The following is a 16,142-nucleotide window of genomic DNA, read 5'->3' on the forward strand; positions in this document are numbered from 1 at the left end:
TTTTCATCATTTCCAAATTATGCTACTGTTTTCAATACTATCTAAACATTCCTCTAGCATAGCTTCAAGCTTATCAGTATAGTCCTTTTGTGGGTCTTCATACTTTAGAATTTTAACTACACTAAACTCAAAATTACTTTCTCCATACTTCTTCCAAAGCTCTTTCATTCTCTTGTTCGGATGCGTTTGAGTCAAAAGCTTAAATCTATTGCTATTATAGTCTGCTTTAGTATCTTTAGAAATTCCTAAAAAAATCTCACCTGTTTCTCCACACTTAAAAGCTATTATTCCCATCTCTGGATGTCTATTTTTATAATCTTCCATAAGTTGTTTTTTTCTATTCATATCCATTTGCTTCACCTCATAATTATCTTACTATGCAAAGTCTACGGGGACAATCCATGCTCCGTAGACTCAAAAAAACCTGACTTCGATAAAACACGAAATCAGGTTTTTTCTTTAATTATTTTATTTGAGGGACCGTTACTCATTTAGGTCTAGAGTTTTTTAACAAACTCTGATTTTAGCTTCATAGCTCCAAATCCATCTATTTTACAATCTATATTGTGTATTCCATCATCTATGAGCCTTATATTTTTCACTTTAGTACCTTGCTTTAAAGGAGCCGAGCTTCCTTTAACCTTCAAATCCTTTATTATAGTGATAGAATCTCCGTCTTTTAGTTCATTTCCGTTTGCATCCTTAACGCTTACTGATACATCTCCATCAGTAGAGTCTAAAGCACTCCATTCATGAGCACATTCAGGACATACAAACATATTATCCATTTCATAGGTGTAGCTAGAATTACATTTTGGGCAATTTGGTAACATAGACTGTTTACTCCTTTATTAATCGTTATTTAGTAATCAACGAATAATATAGTATCATATAGTCGATATCTTTACAAATATCTGAATTAGTTTTTCCCTTTGCCCTTGCCATTTGATTTTTTTTCTGTCTGTGGCTTTTCTTTTTTTACATCATCAGCTTTTTTCTCAACTTCAGCTTGCTTAGTTGCTTCAACTTTTAATTCTGTCTCAACTACAGGCTTTTTATTTGCCTTTACTTCAGCCATAATTTCTTTTACTGATTTTTTAGCTAGCTCTTCATAATTAACGTCTTCGTCAGTACTTGCTGCTAGTTTTTCAAGAAGATTCATTTTACCAGGTGTTATTCCTAGCTGTTTTGCCATCTCAAATCTCTTTTGTATAAATTCTGGTTGCTTCTTGATTTCTGTTTCAATTTCACCTTCAACCAAGCCTTTTAGTTCTTCATTTAAAGTTTTTCCAAGTTCTTCATCTGTAGATGCAATACTTATATTATATTCTGGTTTTTCTTCGTAGCTTGAAAGAATTAGTTCTATAGATTCATTTATAGTTTTCCCCTGCTCCAACACTGAAGCTGCTAGCTCTTTGTCTGTTCCCTCAATAAGCTTTATAGCACCTTTTTCATCCAACACAAAAGTGTATTCATCTTCTAATGCAGTTAAAGTAACTGATGCAGAAAAATCTGTCACAGGTGCTGGCTCAGTTATTTCTGTAGCTGGTTGTTCTGGCACTACTTCCTCTGCATATGAAGCTAATGTAAATGTAGATGCCGTAGCTGCTACAACTGCAAGACTTAATAATTGTTTCATTTTTTTATTCATAATATTCCTCCTAAAATATCAAAGATTAAATTTGCCCTATTACTTTCGTAAAATTATTTTACCACATTTTCAATTAAAAAAACACTATTAAGAATAATTTTTATATAAAATATCATAATAGTGTTTTTATTAAAGCTTTCTATTTATCTATATAATCCTCATACCCTTCTTTTATCATATCTGCTTTAGGTATGAATTTAAGAGATGCTGAATTTATGCAGTATCTAAGCCCCGTAGGCAACGGTCCATCTGGAAATACGTGTCCTAAATGAGAGTCTGCATATCTGCTTCTTACTTCAGTTCTTGGAATAAGAAGCTTAAAATCTTTTTTGCTGATTATAAAATGTTCATCTATAGGCTTTGTAAAGCTTGGCCATCCACAACCTGCATCAAATTTATCCTTTGATGAAAATAATGGCTCACCAGATACTATATCCACATAAATCCCATCCTCATTAAAGTCCCAAAATTCATTAGAAAAAGGTCTTTCTGTCGCTTCTTTTTGGGTTACCTGATACTGTATATCTGTCAATTCCTTTAAATCTTTAGATGCTTTTGATTTTTCCCATTTAGAATAATCACTCATAACTATCCTCTCCTACTAAAAGTATATTTCTATAATTTATACCCAAATTATCCATTTTAATATAATAATTGCTTGATTATCCTTACCCAAGTGCTCTAAGCTTATTTAAAATTTCATTATATTCTAAATCTAACCTTGCTTTATCTTCTATGCTTATCTGAGTTGATAATCTTCCTATAACCTCTGCCATACGATTCTTCAATATTATTTCTTCTTCTACTTTATTTTTTTCTTTATTACTTACTTTATTTATAGGATATAAATACTCCTCATAACCACCTCTATACAGCTTCAGCTTCTTATCTTCTATAGCTATTATTTGATTTGCTACCGAACTGATAAATTTCCTATCGTGAGATACGAATAAAAGTGCTTTATCGTAATCTATTAATGCTTCTTCTATGACTTCTAGGCTACTTATATCCAAGTAATTAGTTGGCTCATCCAAAATGAGCATGTTGATATCCTCTAGCAGTATTTTCGCAAATGACACCTTGACTAGCTCTCCGCCACTTAGTACCTTGGCTTTTTTATATACTGATTCTCCTCTAAATAGTAGTCTTGCTAGTAACAGTCTTGCAAAATCCTCCTTATAGATGCTATTTTCCATGACGTTTTCTATTATACTTAACTCAGGCTTTAAAATTTTAAGCTCTTGATTAAAATAACCGATTTTAGCAGTTTTAGACACTTTTATTTGCTCATCTCTTTCTAATATCATGTTAATAAGAGTGGTTTTTCCTGAGCCATTTGCTCCTACTATTGCTGTTTTAGTTCCATTTTCTATTGCAAACTCAGCATCTTTAAAAATCACTCTACCTGCAAAGGATTTATTGAGCTTTTTAGCTTCTATCAAGATTTTACTGTGAGATTTTTCTGAGCCTTGTATATCAAAATGTATTTTCGACTGAGTTTTGGGTTTTTCCTTGATTTCTAGATGCTCTATCCTAGTTTTAACGCTCTTTGCAATCTTATCGAGCTTAGCTTTTTGCTTTTGCCCTCCCATTTTGTGTAGCCTAGCTTCGGAATTACCCATTCTTTTAGGTGCTTTTTTGATACTAAGAGATTTTTGCTTTGTCTGACTCATTACTGACTCTAGCCTTTTTTTCTCCTTGATATACTCTTCATGTTCAAACTCTGCTCGAAGCTTTTGATGCTCTTTTTGTGCTTTATAATCAGAATAGTTTCCCTTATAAATTTTAACTTTACTGTCCTCGACTTCTATAATCTGAGTGCAAAGCTTGTCCAAAAAACTTCTGTCATGTGATATGACAATTAAAGTTCCCTTATATGCTTTAAACATCTCTTCAATAACTGAAATGCTTTCTATGTCAACATTAGTTGTAGGCTCATCGGCAAACATAAGCGGATAATTTTTTTCTAGTTCAAGTGCAAGCTTGAATTTAGTTTTTTCTCCTCCGCTCATAGTATCTGACCATTTATCTGGTATTGATAATTTTGACGCCCATTTTGAGCTTATGGCTTTTTCTAAAGAATGCTTAAGCTGAGAAACATACCCTGATTTATCATATAAATTTACAGTTCCTTCATCAGGCTCTAGATTTTTTGCCATCAAATCTAAAAGCGTGGTTTTACCAGAACCATTGGCTCCTACTATTCCTATACAGTCTCCAGAATATAGCTTAATCTCAGGTATATCCAAGATTAATCTAATTCCATAATATTTTTTTATATTTTTTAACTCAATTAACAGCATAAAAAATCCTCCCTTGGTCGAAAGAGAGGATAGCATTCTAAATATAATAACTGCTTTAAAATACAAAATATATAGTGAATTACAAAATATTCCACCTAAAAATTTGTATATTAAAAACAGACCTACTATATCAGCAAGATAACTTTAGCTATAGACACTATCCACTCATAATTTGATAAAATGCATGTCAATTAATCCCTAAATGGGAGCTTCAACAAGTATTTTAGTGTAATTATAAAAAGTGGTGTCTACTTCATCGCTATATTTACCTTGCCTTTCATTAAATTATTTTTCGCTTTGATTATAGCTTTTATTAGCTACTCATGTCAACTTTGCTCTTTTAAAAGCTTAATTATTTGTTCTAGATTCGACTTTTTAAATTCAACATTAGCAAATTTCTTGTCTATATCAGAGTTCAAAGGATAGAGTTTCTTAATCATAGCTATCATTTCTTCCTTTGTGTATGCTTTACTAAAGCTTATATTTGAAGTACCTTCTATTAGGCCCAATTCAGTAGCGGATTTTTTAATATCCTCAGTTGTACTGAGAAAGCTTCCTGTTTTTGCATAAAGAAGATTGTTTAAAAACTCTACTTCTGAAATTTCATCTACCCCTAGCTTTGGAGCTGTATATTGTGAAGCTTCTAGTAATTCAGATATACTAACTAGCTTATAGCCACTGCTTTGCAAACCTTCTATTATTTTAGGAAGGGCTTTTGCTGAGTTCGAATTTGGTATAGTGTGCATTAGCACTATATTGCCATTTCCTGCATTTTTTAGTACATGATTTGCTATTTCGTCTGAGGATTTTTTCTTCCAATCATTTGTATCCACATTCCAAAGAACAGTATGAGTATAGCCTGCATCAGATATAGCATTTAGTACAGTATTATTTTTAGCTCCATAAGGGGGTCTCACATAGGGTTTCATATCATAGCCTGTAGCTTTTTTAAAAGCATTCGCACTACTTGAGAGCTCGCTAATAATTTTGCTATAAGAAATCTTTGTAAAATAAGGATGAGAATAGCTGTGGTTCCCTACATCATGACCTTTATCTGCAATTGCCTTCATAAGCTCGGGATTTTGCTCTATAAAGCTTCCCAAAAAGAAGAAACTTGCATGGACTTCATATCTATCTAAAGTCTCTAAAACAGATTTTACATTTTCCACTGAACCTCCATCATCAAAAGTAAGGCTCATATATGGCAAATTTGGATTTCCTCTAGTTAATACCTTTGTCTGTGCATATACTTGAGAATAAGGTAAAAAGGCTACTAATACTACAGCTACAATCCATAAACTAGTTATTTTCATAAAAGAATTCATTATCTTTTGTCTCATATCCGTCTCCTATCTTTACGCTATATATGCTTATATATATTGCTAGTCATCATGACTTATCCTTTCCTTTGTAATTTAATTCTATATCTAATAGACGCAATAATCATTACAAAAGTTTTAATTATTTTAGTTTATAGGTATAAATAACATAGAAAAAATATATTATTCTTGTCAATGTAAATTAAATTGTGTACAATATGATTGTATGTAATTTAATTTGCAATTTATCAATCGAAGGGAGCATCACAATATGAATATCAATTTTTCAATTGAAGAAGCAGCTACTAAAAGATACAGTGTAAGAAATTATCAGGAAAGGGAAATTGAAGCAGAAAAGCTAGAGCTTATAAAATCATTTATAGATTCTCTAGAAAATCCTTTTGGCAGTAAGATAAATTTTCATTATTTAGACAGTAAGGGTATGAAAAACGAAGAGAAACTTGGTACTTATGGCGTTATAAAAGGTGCAAAGCAATATATAGGAACGACTATTACTCTTGAAGGGCAAGCTCTTGAGGCTCTTGGATATGAATTTGAAGCCTTAGTGCTATATCTAGCTAATCTTGGACTAGGAACCTGCTGGCTAGGTGGTACATTCGACCGCGCTGGCTTTGCTGAGGCAATGAAAGTAAAAGAAGGAGATATCTTCCCAATAATAACTCCATACGGATATCCAGCTGACCACAAGCATGAAATAGAAATTGAGATGAGAAAAATGATTCAAGCCGATCAGCGTAAAGAGTGGTCTGAGCTATTTTTTAATGAAAACTTCAGCTCTCCTATTACTAAAGAAGAAGCAAAAGACATGGCTTTTGCTCTTGAAATGGTTCGCCTAGGACCATCTGCATCAAATAAACAGCCTTGGAGAATTGTTCTTAAAGATGGTAACTGGCATTTCTTTGAATATAAAGAGCCTGGATATAGTGATAGATTCAGCTATGATATACAAAGAGTTGATATGGGAATTGCAGCTGCTCATTTTGATTTTGCTGTAAAAGATAAAAATATCAATGGCCATTTTGAAATTAGCAATGCTCCTGAAGTAGAGCTTCCAGAAAATGTTCAGTATTCATTTTCTTGGATTAGAGACTAAGTTTATTTTTATATTCTAGTCTAAGTAGCCCTATAAATACCATCCACGGAATTAAAGAAAGTAGTGAAAATATTAGACCTATCATTCCAACAGATGATGGAATAATCATAAAGAAACCTGAAGCAAGAGCCCAGTATCCTAAAGTTTTTTTGAATATTGGGCTCTTTATTAATATGTAGGCAAATAGCAAAAGACATATAGTATTAAGTACATAATATACATTAAATGAAGTCCCTGAATATCCAGCCAATAATGCTTCTCCTGCAGCAATATATATAATCTGGTCACTCATTCTCGCTTCAAAGAATTTTTTACTTAGAGTCATAATCTCAAATGATGGGTTTGAACCATAGTAGCAAACAACTCCCGTTAGGCCTATAACAAATGCAATCAGAGAAGTAACTGGTTTTTCTCTATATAAAGCAATAAAAAGTGACAGATACAGCACTATCATAATTGTATTATTAATTAAGTAAAGAAAATCTAAGCTTAATAAACCTAAAAAAGCATTCTCTCTAAATAATTCAAAAAATCCCACGACACTATCTGGAGGAAGAGCAATGCTAAATACTATGATTTGAATAGGAATAATCAGCAGCATTATAATAATAAGATACTCAGTTAGTTTAAATAAAGGTCTGAAATCTACATCTGAATGCTTTTTCATTAGATATTCCCCCCTAGAATCTATACCCACGACTATGAGCAAGCTTAGTTTTAACCATTAGTTTTTTTCATAGTATATCTAGGAAAAACATCTGTCAACAAATATAAAATTATTTTTTTGCAAGTAGATAAATAAAATATGGCGCTCCTATAAGAGAAACCATTATCCCTGCTGATATGCCTTCAGGCTGAACTATATTTCTTCCAATAGTGTCTGCAAATAAAAGCATCCAGCCTCCAAGCACAAGAGCAATAGGAGTATAAAGCTGATTTCTAGGTCCCACCAAGCTTCTTGCAATATGTGGAGCCATGAGCCCTACAAAGGATATTCCTCCTGTCACAGAAACTGCTGATGCAACAAGCGCAACTGAAGCAAGCAGCATCGAAAGTCGTTCCTTTTCTACTGATATCCCTACTCCAATAGCCACATGCTCGCTTAATCTCAAAATATTTAATCTGTTTGCTTTGTATAGAGTAAATGGAATAAGCACAACTAACCATGGTAATATTGCTAAGACAAAGGGCCAGTCTGCACCCCAAATATTACCTGATAGCCATTTTGCAATAAACTCTACCTTGATTTGCTCTGTAGATGAAATAATAACAACCATAAGGCCCGACAGAGCCATAGATAGACCTACTCCAACCAATACAAATCTTGTAGTTTGAATTCCTTCATTTTTTTTATATGAAAATATATAGATTATAAGCACAGTAAGAAGTGCACTGCAAAAAGCCACCAAAGGCAATATGTATATAAAAGAAGTCGTATTAATAGGAAAAAACAAGAAATAAATGGCTATTCCAACTCCTGCTCCAGAGTTGATTCCTATAATACCAGGATCTGCTAAATCATTTCTAGTTATGCTCTGAAGTATGCACCCCGATAAAGCCAGAGCCATACCTGCTAATAAAGTTATAACTATTCTAGGAAGTCTAACTGAAAAAAGTATAAAGCTTTCTTTGAAGCTCCCCTGTCCAATCAAAGTAGGAATAAGCCTATCAAAAGACAAGGCTCCGTAGCCCATTGCCATTCCAGTAATAGCTGTAGCTACTGTAAGTACTAACAAAATAGCCAGTGTGCGCCGTTGTTTCCTTATTATATTTGGTTCAATCATGAAAATGCCTTACCCCCTTTATTTACAATAAATAAGAAGAAGGGCAACCCAATAATTGCAATAATAGCCGATACAGATGTTTCATATGGAGCATTTATAGTCCTCCCAAGAGTGTCTGCAAAGAGCATCAGTATGGCTCCAGCTACAGCTGACATTGGAATTATATACCTGTAATCACTGCCTACAATGAATCTGACCATATGAGGAACCATGAGTCCAACAAAAGCCATATTTCCCACTAATGCTACTGATGAGCCAGCAAGCAAAACAATTACTACAAATAAAATCATCTTAACCTTAGTAGTGTTTTGACCTAATCCAAGAGCAACCTCTTCACTTAGACTAAGTATCGTAAGCTGCCTAGCTAAAAGCATCGCCGTAACTATTCCAGCTGTTATAAACGGAATGATTACTTTAAGCTGAGTCCATGTAGTCCCAATCATAGCTCCTGAAGTCCACATAGAAACATCTTTTGAAATTTTGAAATATATGCCTATTCCCTGAGCTACAGCAAATAAAAATGTCGATACAGCTGCCCCTGCTAGAACTATTCTAAATGCAGAAAACCCTCCTCTTTTCATAAAGCTAATTCCAAAAACCATAAAAACTCCCATAGCCGCGCCAATAATACACGCTATAAGGATGGTAAAATAATTTGCTCTAGGAACAAAAGCTATAGTAAAGGCAAGGGCGGCATTTGCTCCAGCAGAAAGTCCGAGAAGTCCTGGATCTGCTAGAGGATTTTTAGTGATTCCTTGCATTATAGCTCCTGACACTGCAAGAGCTGAGCCTACAAAAATTGCAGCTATCTCTCTTGGAAGTCTTATTTCTCTTATTATTAATATCTTGTCAGTGACCTGCCTAGTAAAAAGTGCTTTTGAAAGCTCCTCTAGCGAAATATCTGCTGCTCCAAAAACCATAGAGGCTGTAAACATTCCTATCAAAATAAAAAACGCCGTAATAAGCTTAAGAGCGAAATTCATATTCTGTTCTCTTTCAACCATTTTAGCCTCCCTTTCCTATTTATAAAATTGACAAAAGGAATTCCTCAAATTAGAATTCCTCTTGCTGAGTAATAATATTATTTAGAAAGCAAAGCCTCAGTTAAGACCTCTAACTGATAGTCTAAGGTAATTGGGTCATTAAAATAAAATTCTTTTGCACTAACCTCTATGACTTTTCCATTTTTTACAGCAGGAATATTTTTATAAGTTTCTGTCTGCTGAAATGCATTTTCTGCATCAAAATTTTTACTTATAACTATATAATCTCCTGCAAACTCAGGAAGCACTTCTAGTGATAGTGAGTAATAACCATCCTTAAGAGCCATTTCCTTGACTTTTTCAGGCATAGCTAGCTTCATCTCCTGATAGATTATCTCTGTTCCTCTGCCCCAGCTATCTCCAAACACATAAAGCTCTTTTTCGAAGCTTTCAATCACAGAGATGGTTGCATCCTCACCTATCTTAGCCTTAACCTCTTCTCCAGCTTTTTGAGCTCTTGCCTTGAAATCCTCTATCCACGCTTTAGCCTTGTCTTCTTTGTTAAGTAGTTTTCCAATTTCTAGAATTTGAGTTAGGTAATCTACCTTACCATATGTATATGAAACAGTAGGTGCAATGCTCTTAAATTTGTCTAAATTCTTATCTGTAGATGCGGCAATAATCAAATCTGGCTCTAGCTCTATGATTTGCTCTAGACTTTCATCAGTTATAACTTCAGCATTTTCAATATATTTGGCGTATTGCGGGTTATCCTTGGACCAGCTATCAACTCCTACTATATTTACTCCCATGGCCATAACCGCTCCTGATACTGCTCCATTTATTACGACTACTCTTTCAGGCTCTGCTGGTACTTCAATAGGACCATTTTCAGATTGGTATGTAATCGTCTTTGCCTTTGCTATCTCACTAGGCTGCTCTGCTGTGCATGCACTAAAAATTAACGCAAATACCAGTATCATAGGTATCAATAATTTCTTCATCTTCTGTCTCTCCTTTTAATAAATTATATGTAATGCATATAGGTTTATTTGTAAATGAATCTCTTCCAATCTCAGCGCTGATATTATAAACCTTTTTAAGTACCTCTTTAGTAATCACTTCTTCACAGTCCCCTGCTTTTACTATTTGACCATCTTTTAATGCAATTATGTAGTCTGCAAATCTGGCAGCTTGATTGATATCATGAAGAACCATGACTATAGTTCTTTCCTGCTCTAGATTTAGCTTCTTTAAAAGCTCAAGCACTTCTAACTGGTGAGCCATATCCAAATAAGTCGTAGGTTCATCGAGAAAAATTATATCTGTTTCTTGAGCCAGTGCCATTGCTATCCAGACTCTTTGTCTTTGACCTCCCGATAGAGCATCAATCGTACGAAATTTATACTGCTTTGTTCCCGTAACCTCAAGTGCCCAATCTATGACTTCAAAATCCTTTTTTGTCAATCTGCCAAGCCCATTTTGATATGGAAATCTTCCATAGGACACAAGCTCTCCTACTGTGAGTCCTATAGTGGCTTCAGGTGTTTGAGGAAGGATGGCCATTTTCTTGGCAAGCTCCCTAGTATTTTCCTTTAAAATATCCTTGCCGTCTAAAACAACAGTTCCTGACTTATGGGAAATTATTCTAGTAATGGCTTTTAGTAATGTAGATTTTCCACATCCGTTTGAGCCAATAATTGTAGTTATTTTTTTATCTGGAATCTCAATACTTAAATTCTTAACAATCAAATTATCATCATAGCCTATATTGATTCCATCTGTGTATAGCCTTGACATATCTCCCTCCATCTTCTAATTAATTATATTTATAATATGATATTGATTATCAATACTAGCTATTATAGTATTAATTTGTTTTTTTGTAAATGATATAAAACAAAAAACCGCACCCAAAGGTACGGTTTAAGAACAAGATATTAATCTTTTAATAGTATTTTTTCTATCTCAGCTATATATAAAGTATGATAATCTTCTTCAGGATAGTGTTTTTTTCTCATATCTACATCTATAAAGCTTTCACGCGTCATGTCCTGAGCATATAGCTTTTTACAAATCAAAGTAAGTCTTGCCTCTTCAAAATATGGAGTTTCCCCCAAATAAAGAGTAGTGAGTCCAGCTTTACTTATCTTGTCCTCATCTTTACCCGAAGCATTTCCTAGATATGAAAGCTCTTTTTTAAAGCTTTTGTCAAAAAAGGTAAGAGAAAATCTGTCTGAACCATCTACAAATTCTTTTGTAAATCTTTGAGGTCTTACAAAAATATAAGCTACATTTTTATTAAAAAGCACTCCAAATCCACCCCAAGATGCGGTCATTGTATTCACCCTGCTATTTTGAGCAGCCGTTACTAGCATCCAGTCATGACCTATAAGGCGAAACGTGCTCTCATTTAAATCTATGGGTTTAATCTCTTTATAGTTCATCATGTCACCAGCTCCTGCTTTAAAATATGATTAGTTAATTTTATAGTTTACTATTTTTAAAGTTACTCTAGACTAGCCTGATATTTAAACCGATTTTATGACGTCTACCTTGACCTTGTTGTATCGTAACAGCTTCATCAAGTCTTTATAATATTTCATATCATAGCTATGAGAAGCTATTCTTCTGCCAGAAGTATTAAAAAAATCTATATTTATTTTATCGCTAGTTTTTATTTTTGCACTTGATATTTCTCGCCATGTATATTCTTCTTTTCCTCTAGAAACTATCAGCAGTCCAGAGCTTGCTAGTCCTTGCTTCATCCAATTTATAAGCAAAAAAGAAGCCCCTGTAAGAGCTATTAAGTAATGCATATAGCCCTTTGCAAAAAATATTGTAAGTACTGCTAAAGCTATTAAAGCTACAGAAAAAACACCAATTTCAAACGTGCTCTTTTTGGTCCTTATTTGAATCTTTCTAATAAATGTAATCTGCTTTGCAAGTAAAATCAGTAGCATAAGTATAACAAAATAATTAATCATTCTTGACCTCCTATTTTATATTATATGAAAACCATCTCGTTATGCTCCCTACTCTTCTAAACGAAATAATTTCACAAACTTTTTCTGTTAGCTTTCCAAACCTTCTGTACAGCAGATTAAAAGCTAGATACGGGATCCACTGTTTTTTTGAGCTAGGCAATCTTTTAATTATATTTTTAAATGAATATACTTCTTTATAAATCCAAAGATATCCATCATATAGTTCCTCTTGTGTCATATTCTTAGGTCTATATACTACGTTTGCTGTATTATATTTTGAAAGATCAAAGTCTGTTATTCTACCTTGCTTATGCAAATTTTCATAAAGCCTCGTTCCTGGATACGGAGTCAGAATATGCGAAGTAACTGTTTCTATTTTATTTTTGACTATCCAGTCCAATGTCTTTTCAAATACTGAGCTATCATCTTCATCCAGCCCAAAAACAAAACTAGCATTTATCATTATTCCTCTTTTGTGAAGCTCCTCAACCAATCTTTCATATTTACCTACACTATTTTGCACCTTATTAACACTATCTATAGCCTTGTCATTTATGCTTTCAAACCCTATGAATAAGCTCTGACATCCTGATTCCTTTAGGTCATCTAAAATATCTGACATATCTACTATATTAGAGGTTACTGCTGCATTATATTTGAGACCCAGTGGTTTTATTTGTGCTAGAAATTTCTTTGTCCACGATGGATTTCCTATGAAATTATCATCTATAAACATTATATGCCTTGTCCTAAGAGTCTTAATTTCTCTTATAACATCCTCGATTGGTCTATTAATATAAGCCTTATGTACACTTTGAGAACTATTATAGCAAAAATCACATTCAAATGGGCAACCTCTGCTTGTACTTATTATATTCGTATATAAATACTTACTGTTATCAATAATATCGTAATCAGGAGATACAATCTCTTGTCCACTTATGCTCGCCATATCATTATATATTTCCTTTAATGAATCGTTTTGAGCGTCAAATAAAATCCTCTGCCATATTCTTTCAGCCATTCCTATACAAATTGCATCAAAATATCCATATGCACCTTTTGGGTCTGCTGTGATATGTATTCCTCCTGCAACCACCTTCACGCTACGCTTTCTAAATTCTTTTGCTATCTCTATAGCCCTATTCATAACATCCACAGTTACAGTTATAGCTACTAAATCAACTTTCTCATCAAAATTTATACTTTCTACATTTTCATTTTCAATAATTACTTCATGCTCTTTAGGAGTTAGATTCGCAAGAGTAAGCAAAGCTAGAGAAGGAGCCATTCTAGTCTTAAGCTTAGTGTCCATAGGTCTAGGTAGCATTGCTGGCTGAATTAATTTTATCTTCATCTAACCCTTCACTTTCAATCCAAATATTTTCGAAAAATCGACAGCTTGAGTAGCTGATACAATTGCTCCTTTAAGGTCTTCTGCTCTAAATCCCGCACCTTCAAACTCAGAATCGCTTAAATCTACTCCTGACAAACTGGTTCCTGATAATTGACTTTGTTTAAAATTGCAATTTCTAAATTCAACTTTATCCAGCTTGCTTTCTTGAATATAGCTACTTTCAAATATACAATCCGAGATAATTATATTTTTCATTTTTACATAATTCATAAGTATAAATTTGCAATTACACTGATTTATAGTTAAATGATTTAGCGAGGCTTCATTAAGATTAAGTCCCATAAGCTTACAATTTATAAACTCTGCTCTGTGAATCACTGCTCCGCTAAAATCTGCATTTGATAAATCACAATTCTCAAACCTTACATCAGTAAGCTCTAAAGACTTAAGAAAAATATCCTTAAAATCCATTTTACTAAAAATCACTCCATCAACCTTAAGTTTGTCAGCTGTCTTTGTTCTTATTTCACAATCTGAAAATGATATATTGTTCATTTCATATTCATCTTCAATATCTATAGCTTCACTGTTTATCTCTTCAATGAATCTCATTAATTTAGGTTTTGCAACCTTAACTATATCTTTTTTAGTGTTCATAGGTTATGTCTCCAATCTCTCATTTCTTAGTACCATATGTATATGGTCTTCCCATCTGTTGTTTATTTTAAGGTACTTATATGCTATTCCTTCGTTGTAAAAACCTAGTTTTTCTACTACTCTAAGCGACCTCTTATTTTTAGGCATTATATTAGCTTCTATTCTATGAAGTCCAAGTTCATTAAATACTATATCAATTCCTTTATTAAGAGCCTGCGTCATGTACCCTTTATTTATTTCATTTTCATCTAGCTTATACCCTAAATGGCAAGACAAAAATGCACCCCTTACTATATTATTAAACGCAATTGACCCTATAACCTTTTCTTCTTCATCTTTTTTAAATAACCATAGCTTCACAAGATTTTTGTTTTCTATGTATCTTGTCTCTTCTTCCAACAGTTTTTCTTGAAAATTTAAAGTATAAAATTCTTCATTTCTAATTATTTCCCACTCTTCAAGAAAAGCTTTGTTTCTCATATAGTAATCCAATACTTGTCTAGCTGATGATTTATCAAGCTCCTTTAAAAACAGATTCTCAGTTTCATATATTTTATTCATAGCAATATACTTCTCCTAGTCTTAAATCCCTAAGAATCGATTTACTTTCTTGGGCTGTACATCAGGAACTATTTCTTCAATTCTTAGTAAAATTTCTTTTTTAGCTTCCTCAGGATTTATATTATCAGATAGGATTACTATTTCTTTTGCCCATGTTTCAACTTTAGAATATGCAGTTGATGGCCATCCGTACGGCTCTCCCTTTGCACTTATTTTTTGCTTAGTTCCATTAACCGTTATAAACATCCCCATCTGCAATTCAATCATTGCAGACTCATACTTTGAATTTAATTCTTTAGTAAAGCCAGCCATAGCCTTTATTTCATGAACTGCCAATATGCTGTCTTCATTAAACAATTCATAAATTTGCTTGGCATAAATACTCATAAGTCCATCTTCATACATATCCATAAAGCTTCTTCTTTTTCTTCTAGCTGCAAAAAATTTGGGATACCATTCTAAAGATATATATCCTGGTTTTTTATCAAATAACTTCCCGTACGCAGCCTTCTTATCTTTTTCTATATTCACTCTCCATCGCCAAGGATCAAAAGGTAGCTCTGTATGCCACTGGTCCTCTTCTGTCATGTTTTCAAGATTTGGAAATCCTATGCAGTTGTTTGATAGAGTCATAAATCCAAGCCTTTCAACTACTGATATAAATTCATTGTATTCTTTAAGCCTTAAATCTTTATACTTCGTGTCCATGCTTTTCTCCTCCTTGGCTCATGCGTACTCGCTATATGTAATCTATTTTATCATTATAGATAATGGCTCTGGGTATTTAATAGGCACTTTATTATCATTCCACGCCTCAGATTTTAGCTCAAGCCATTCTTTCTTCCATTTATTTACTTTATTCTCATAAATTTCTTTAGTTATCAATCTGTTGTTAGGGACTAATCTTAAATCAAAAATATCATTTACACCAAAAGGTGCATATATTATCCAATCATTGCTATTTCTTCTTACTCCTATTGCCGTAGCAGTAGTTGGCCATGAATCAATGGCTTCTTCAAGGGAGCTATATGGTGGTATATCATAACCAAACTTATTCTTATACCAAAGATGTACTCTTGCTTCATTTTTTATGTCTAGCTTTAAAGTTTCATATTCAAATAACTCAATAATGCTACTTGCTTTAAGCTCTTCAGCTTTCTCACTTAAATCTTTTGAGTCAAAATAAATGATATCTATATCAGTTACCCCATAATTTATAGGCTTTTCCGTAGCTTTATTCCATATATTTTGGACTATAGCTCCTGCACCTATATAATATTCCTGAAACTGATTTTCATCTAAAATATCTAAAACTCTCATAAGTTCTTTATTAGCTTTTATTGTTTGAATTAATGCCATTAGCAAACTTTCATCCATTTAGTTACCCCTATAATTTAATATAATTTAATATACTTTATATATCCAA

The 16,142-nt window shown here is 33.2% G+C and carries 19 protein-coding genes; 1 reads left to right on the forward strand and 18 read right to left on the reverse strand.

Features of this window, described 5'->3' with window-relative positions; genetic code table 11:
- Positions 1-6: 6 nt before the first annotated feature.
- The 6 genes from B5X47_RS11055 to B5X47_RS11080 form a co-directional block, all read right to left on the reverse strand.
- Positions 7-351, reverse strand: coding sequence for a GIY-YIG nuclease family protein (locus tag B5X47_RS11055; RefSeq protein WP_079590207.1), 345 nt, complete (start codon positions 349-351; stop codon positions 7-9).
- A gap of 146 nt (positions 352-497) precedes the next feature.
- Positions 498-833, reverse strand: coding sequence for a zinc ribbon domain-containing protein YjdM (locus B5X47_RS11060; protein ID WP_013362661.1), 336 nt, complete (start codon positions 831-833; stop codon positions 498-500).
- 86 nt (positions 834-919) lie between these two features.
- Entirely contained in the window at positions 920-1,651 is a 732-nt protein-coding gene (locus tag B5X47_RS11065; RefSeq protein ID WP_079590208.1) for a hypothetical protein, read from the reverse strand.
- Between the two features lie 139 nt (positions 1,652-1,790).
- Entirely contained in the window at positions 1,791-2,237 is a 447-nt protein-coding gene (gene msrB, locus B5X47_RS11070) for a peptide-methionine (R)-S-oxide reductase MsrB (protein WP_079590209.1), read from the reverse strand.
- An 82-nt stretch (positions 2,238-2,319) separates the two neighbouring features.
- Positions 2,320-3,954 (reverse strand): ribosomal protection-like ABC-F family protein, encoded by a 1,635-nt coding sequence (gene abc-f, locus B5X47_RS11075; RefSeq protein ID WP_079590210.1) that lies wholly within the window; start codon positions 3,952-3,954, stop codon positions 2,320-2,322.
- A gap of 326 nt (positions 3,955-4,280) precedes the next feature.
- On the reverse strand, positions 4,281-5,294 hold the full coding sequence (locus tag B5X47_RS11080; RefSeq protein WP_079590211.1) for a polysaccharide deacetylase family protein: 1,014 nt from the start codon (positions 5,292-5,294) through the stop codon (positions 4,281-4,283).
- Positions 5,295-5,544: 250 nt separating this feature from the next.
- Here B5X47_RS11080 and B5X47_RS11085 point away from each other — a divergent pair, with 250 nt between their 5' ends.
- Positions 5,545-6,387 carry a nitroreductase family protein gene (locus B5X47_RS11085; protein WP_079590212.1) on the forward strand — a complete coding sequence of 281 codons (843 nt, stop codon included), beginning with the start codon at positions 5,545-5,547 and terminating at the stop codon, positions 6,385-6,387.
- On the opposite strand, the gene B5X47_RS11090 is transcribed toward B5X47_RS11085, so the two are convergent.
- The 12 genes from B5X47_RS11090 to B5X47_RS11145 all read right to left on the reverse strand — a co-directional run bounded on the left by B5X47_RS11090 (position 6,377) and on the right by B5X47_RS11145 (position 16,093).
- A complete protein-coding gene (locus B5X47_RS11090; RefSeq protein ID WP_079590213.1) occupies positions 6,377-7,054 on the reverse strand; it encodes a DUF4386 family protein in 678 nt (225 codons plus the stop codon). The genes B5X47_RS11085 and B5X47_RS11090 overlap by 11 nt on opposite strands.
- Before the next feature lie 109 nt (positions 7,055-7,163).
- Positions 7,164-8,171, reverse strand: a complete 1,008-nt coding sequence (locus B5X47_RS11095; protein WP_079590214.1) for a FecCD family ABC transporter permease — start codon at positions 8,169-8,171, stop codon at positions 7,164-7,166.
- Positions 8,168-9,175, reverse strand: coding sequence for a FecCD family ABC transporter permease (locus tag B5X47_RS11100; protein ID WP_079590215.1), 1,008 nt, complete (start codon positions 9,173-9,175; stop codon positions 8,168-8,170). Before B5X47_RS11100 ends, B5X47_RS11095 begins: the two co-directional genes overlap by 4 nt.
- A gap of 77 nt (positions 9,176-9,252) precedes the next feature.
- Positions 9,253-10,158 carry an iron-hydroxamate ABC transporter substrate-binding protein gene (locus B5X47_RS11105; protein WP_079590216.1) on the reverse strand — a complete coding sequence of 302 codons (906 nt, stop codon included), beginning with the start codon at positions 10,156-10,158 and terminating at the stop codon, positions 9,253-9,255.
- Positions 10,109-10,954 (reverse strand): ABC transporter ATP-binding protein, encoded by an 846-nt coding sequence (locus B5X47_RS11110; protein ID WP_079590217.1) that lies wholly within the window; start codon positions 10,952-10,954, stop codon positions 10,109-10,111. Before B5X47_RS11110 ends, B5X47_RS11105 begins: the two co-directional genes overlap by 50 nt.
- 140 nt (positions 10,955-11,094) lie before the next feature.
- Positions 11,095-11,604: a flavin reductase gene (locus tag B5X47_RS11115; RefSeq protein ID WP_079590218.1), complete on the reverse strand. Its 510-nt coding sequence runs from the start codon at positions 11,602-11,604 to the stop codon at positions 11,095-11,097.
- An 81-nt stretch (positions 11,605-11,685) separates the two neighbouring features.
- Positions 11,686-12,141 carry a hypothetical protein gene (locus B5X47_RS11120; protein ID WP_079590219.1) on the reverse strand — a complete coding sequence of 152 codons (456 nt, stop codon included), beginning with the start codon at positions 12,139-12,141 and terminating at the stop codon, positions 11,686-11,688.
- A 10-nt stretch (positions 12,142-12,151) separates the two neighbouring features.
- On the reverse strand, positions 12,152-13,498 hold the full coding sequence (locus B5X47_RS11125) for a B12-binding domain-containing radical SAM protein (RefSeq protein ID WP_079590220.1): 1,347 nt from the start codon (positions 13,496-13,498) through the stop codon (positions 12,152-12,154).
- Entirely contained in the window at positions 13,499-14,155 is a 657-nt protein-coding gene (locus B5X47_RS11130; protein ID WP_079590221.1) for a pentapeptide repeat-containing protein, read from the reverse strand.
- A gap of 3 nt (positions 14,156-14,158) precedes the next feature.
- Entirely contained in the window at positions 14,159-14,716 is a 558-nt protein-coding gene (locus tag B5X47_RS11135; protein WP_079590222.1) for a GNAT family N-acetyltransferase, read from the reverse strand.
- 21 nt (positions 14,717-14,737) lie between these two features.
- Positions 14,738-15,424, reverse strand: coding sequence for an AlkZ-related protein (locus tag B5X47_RS11140; RefSeq protein ID WP_079590223.1), 687 nt, complete (start codon positions 15,422-15,424; stop codon positions 14,738-14,740).
- 42 nt (positions 15,425-15,466) lie between these two features.
- The gene (locus tag B5X47_RS11145) at positions 15,467-16,093 is read right to left on the reverse strand and encodes a nucleotidyltransferase family protein (RefSeq protein WP_079590224.1); all 627 of its coding nucleotides are present in this window, start codon (positions 16,091-16,093) and stop codon (positions 15,467-15,469) included.
- Positions 16,094-16,142 lie beyond the last annotated feature (49 nt).

The organism is Acetoanaerobium noterae, assembly GCF_900168025.1.
Classification (GTDB): Bacteria; Bacillota; Clostridia; order Peptostreptococcales; family Filifactoraceae; genus Acetoanaerobium; species Acetoanaerobium noterae.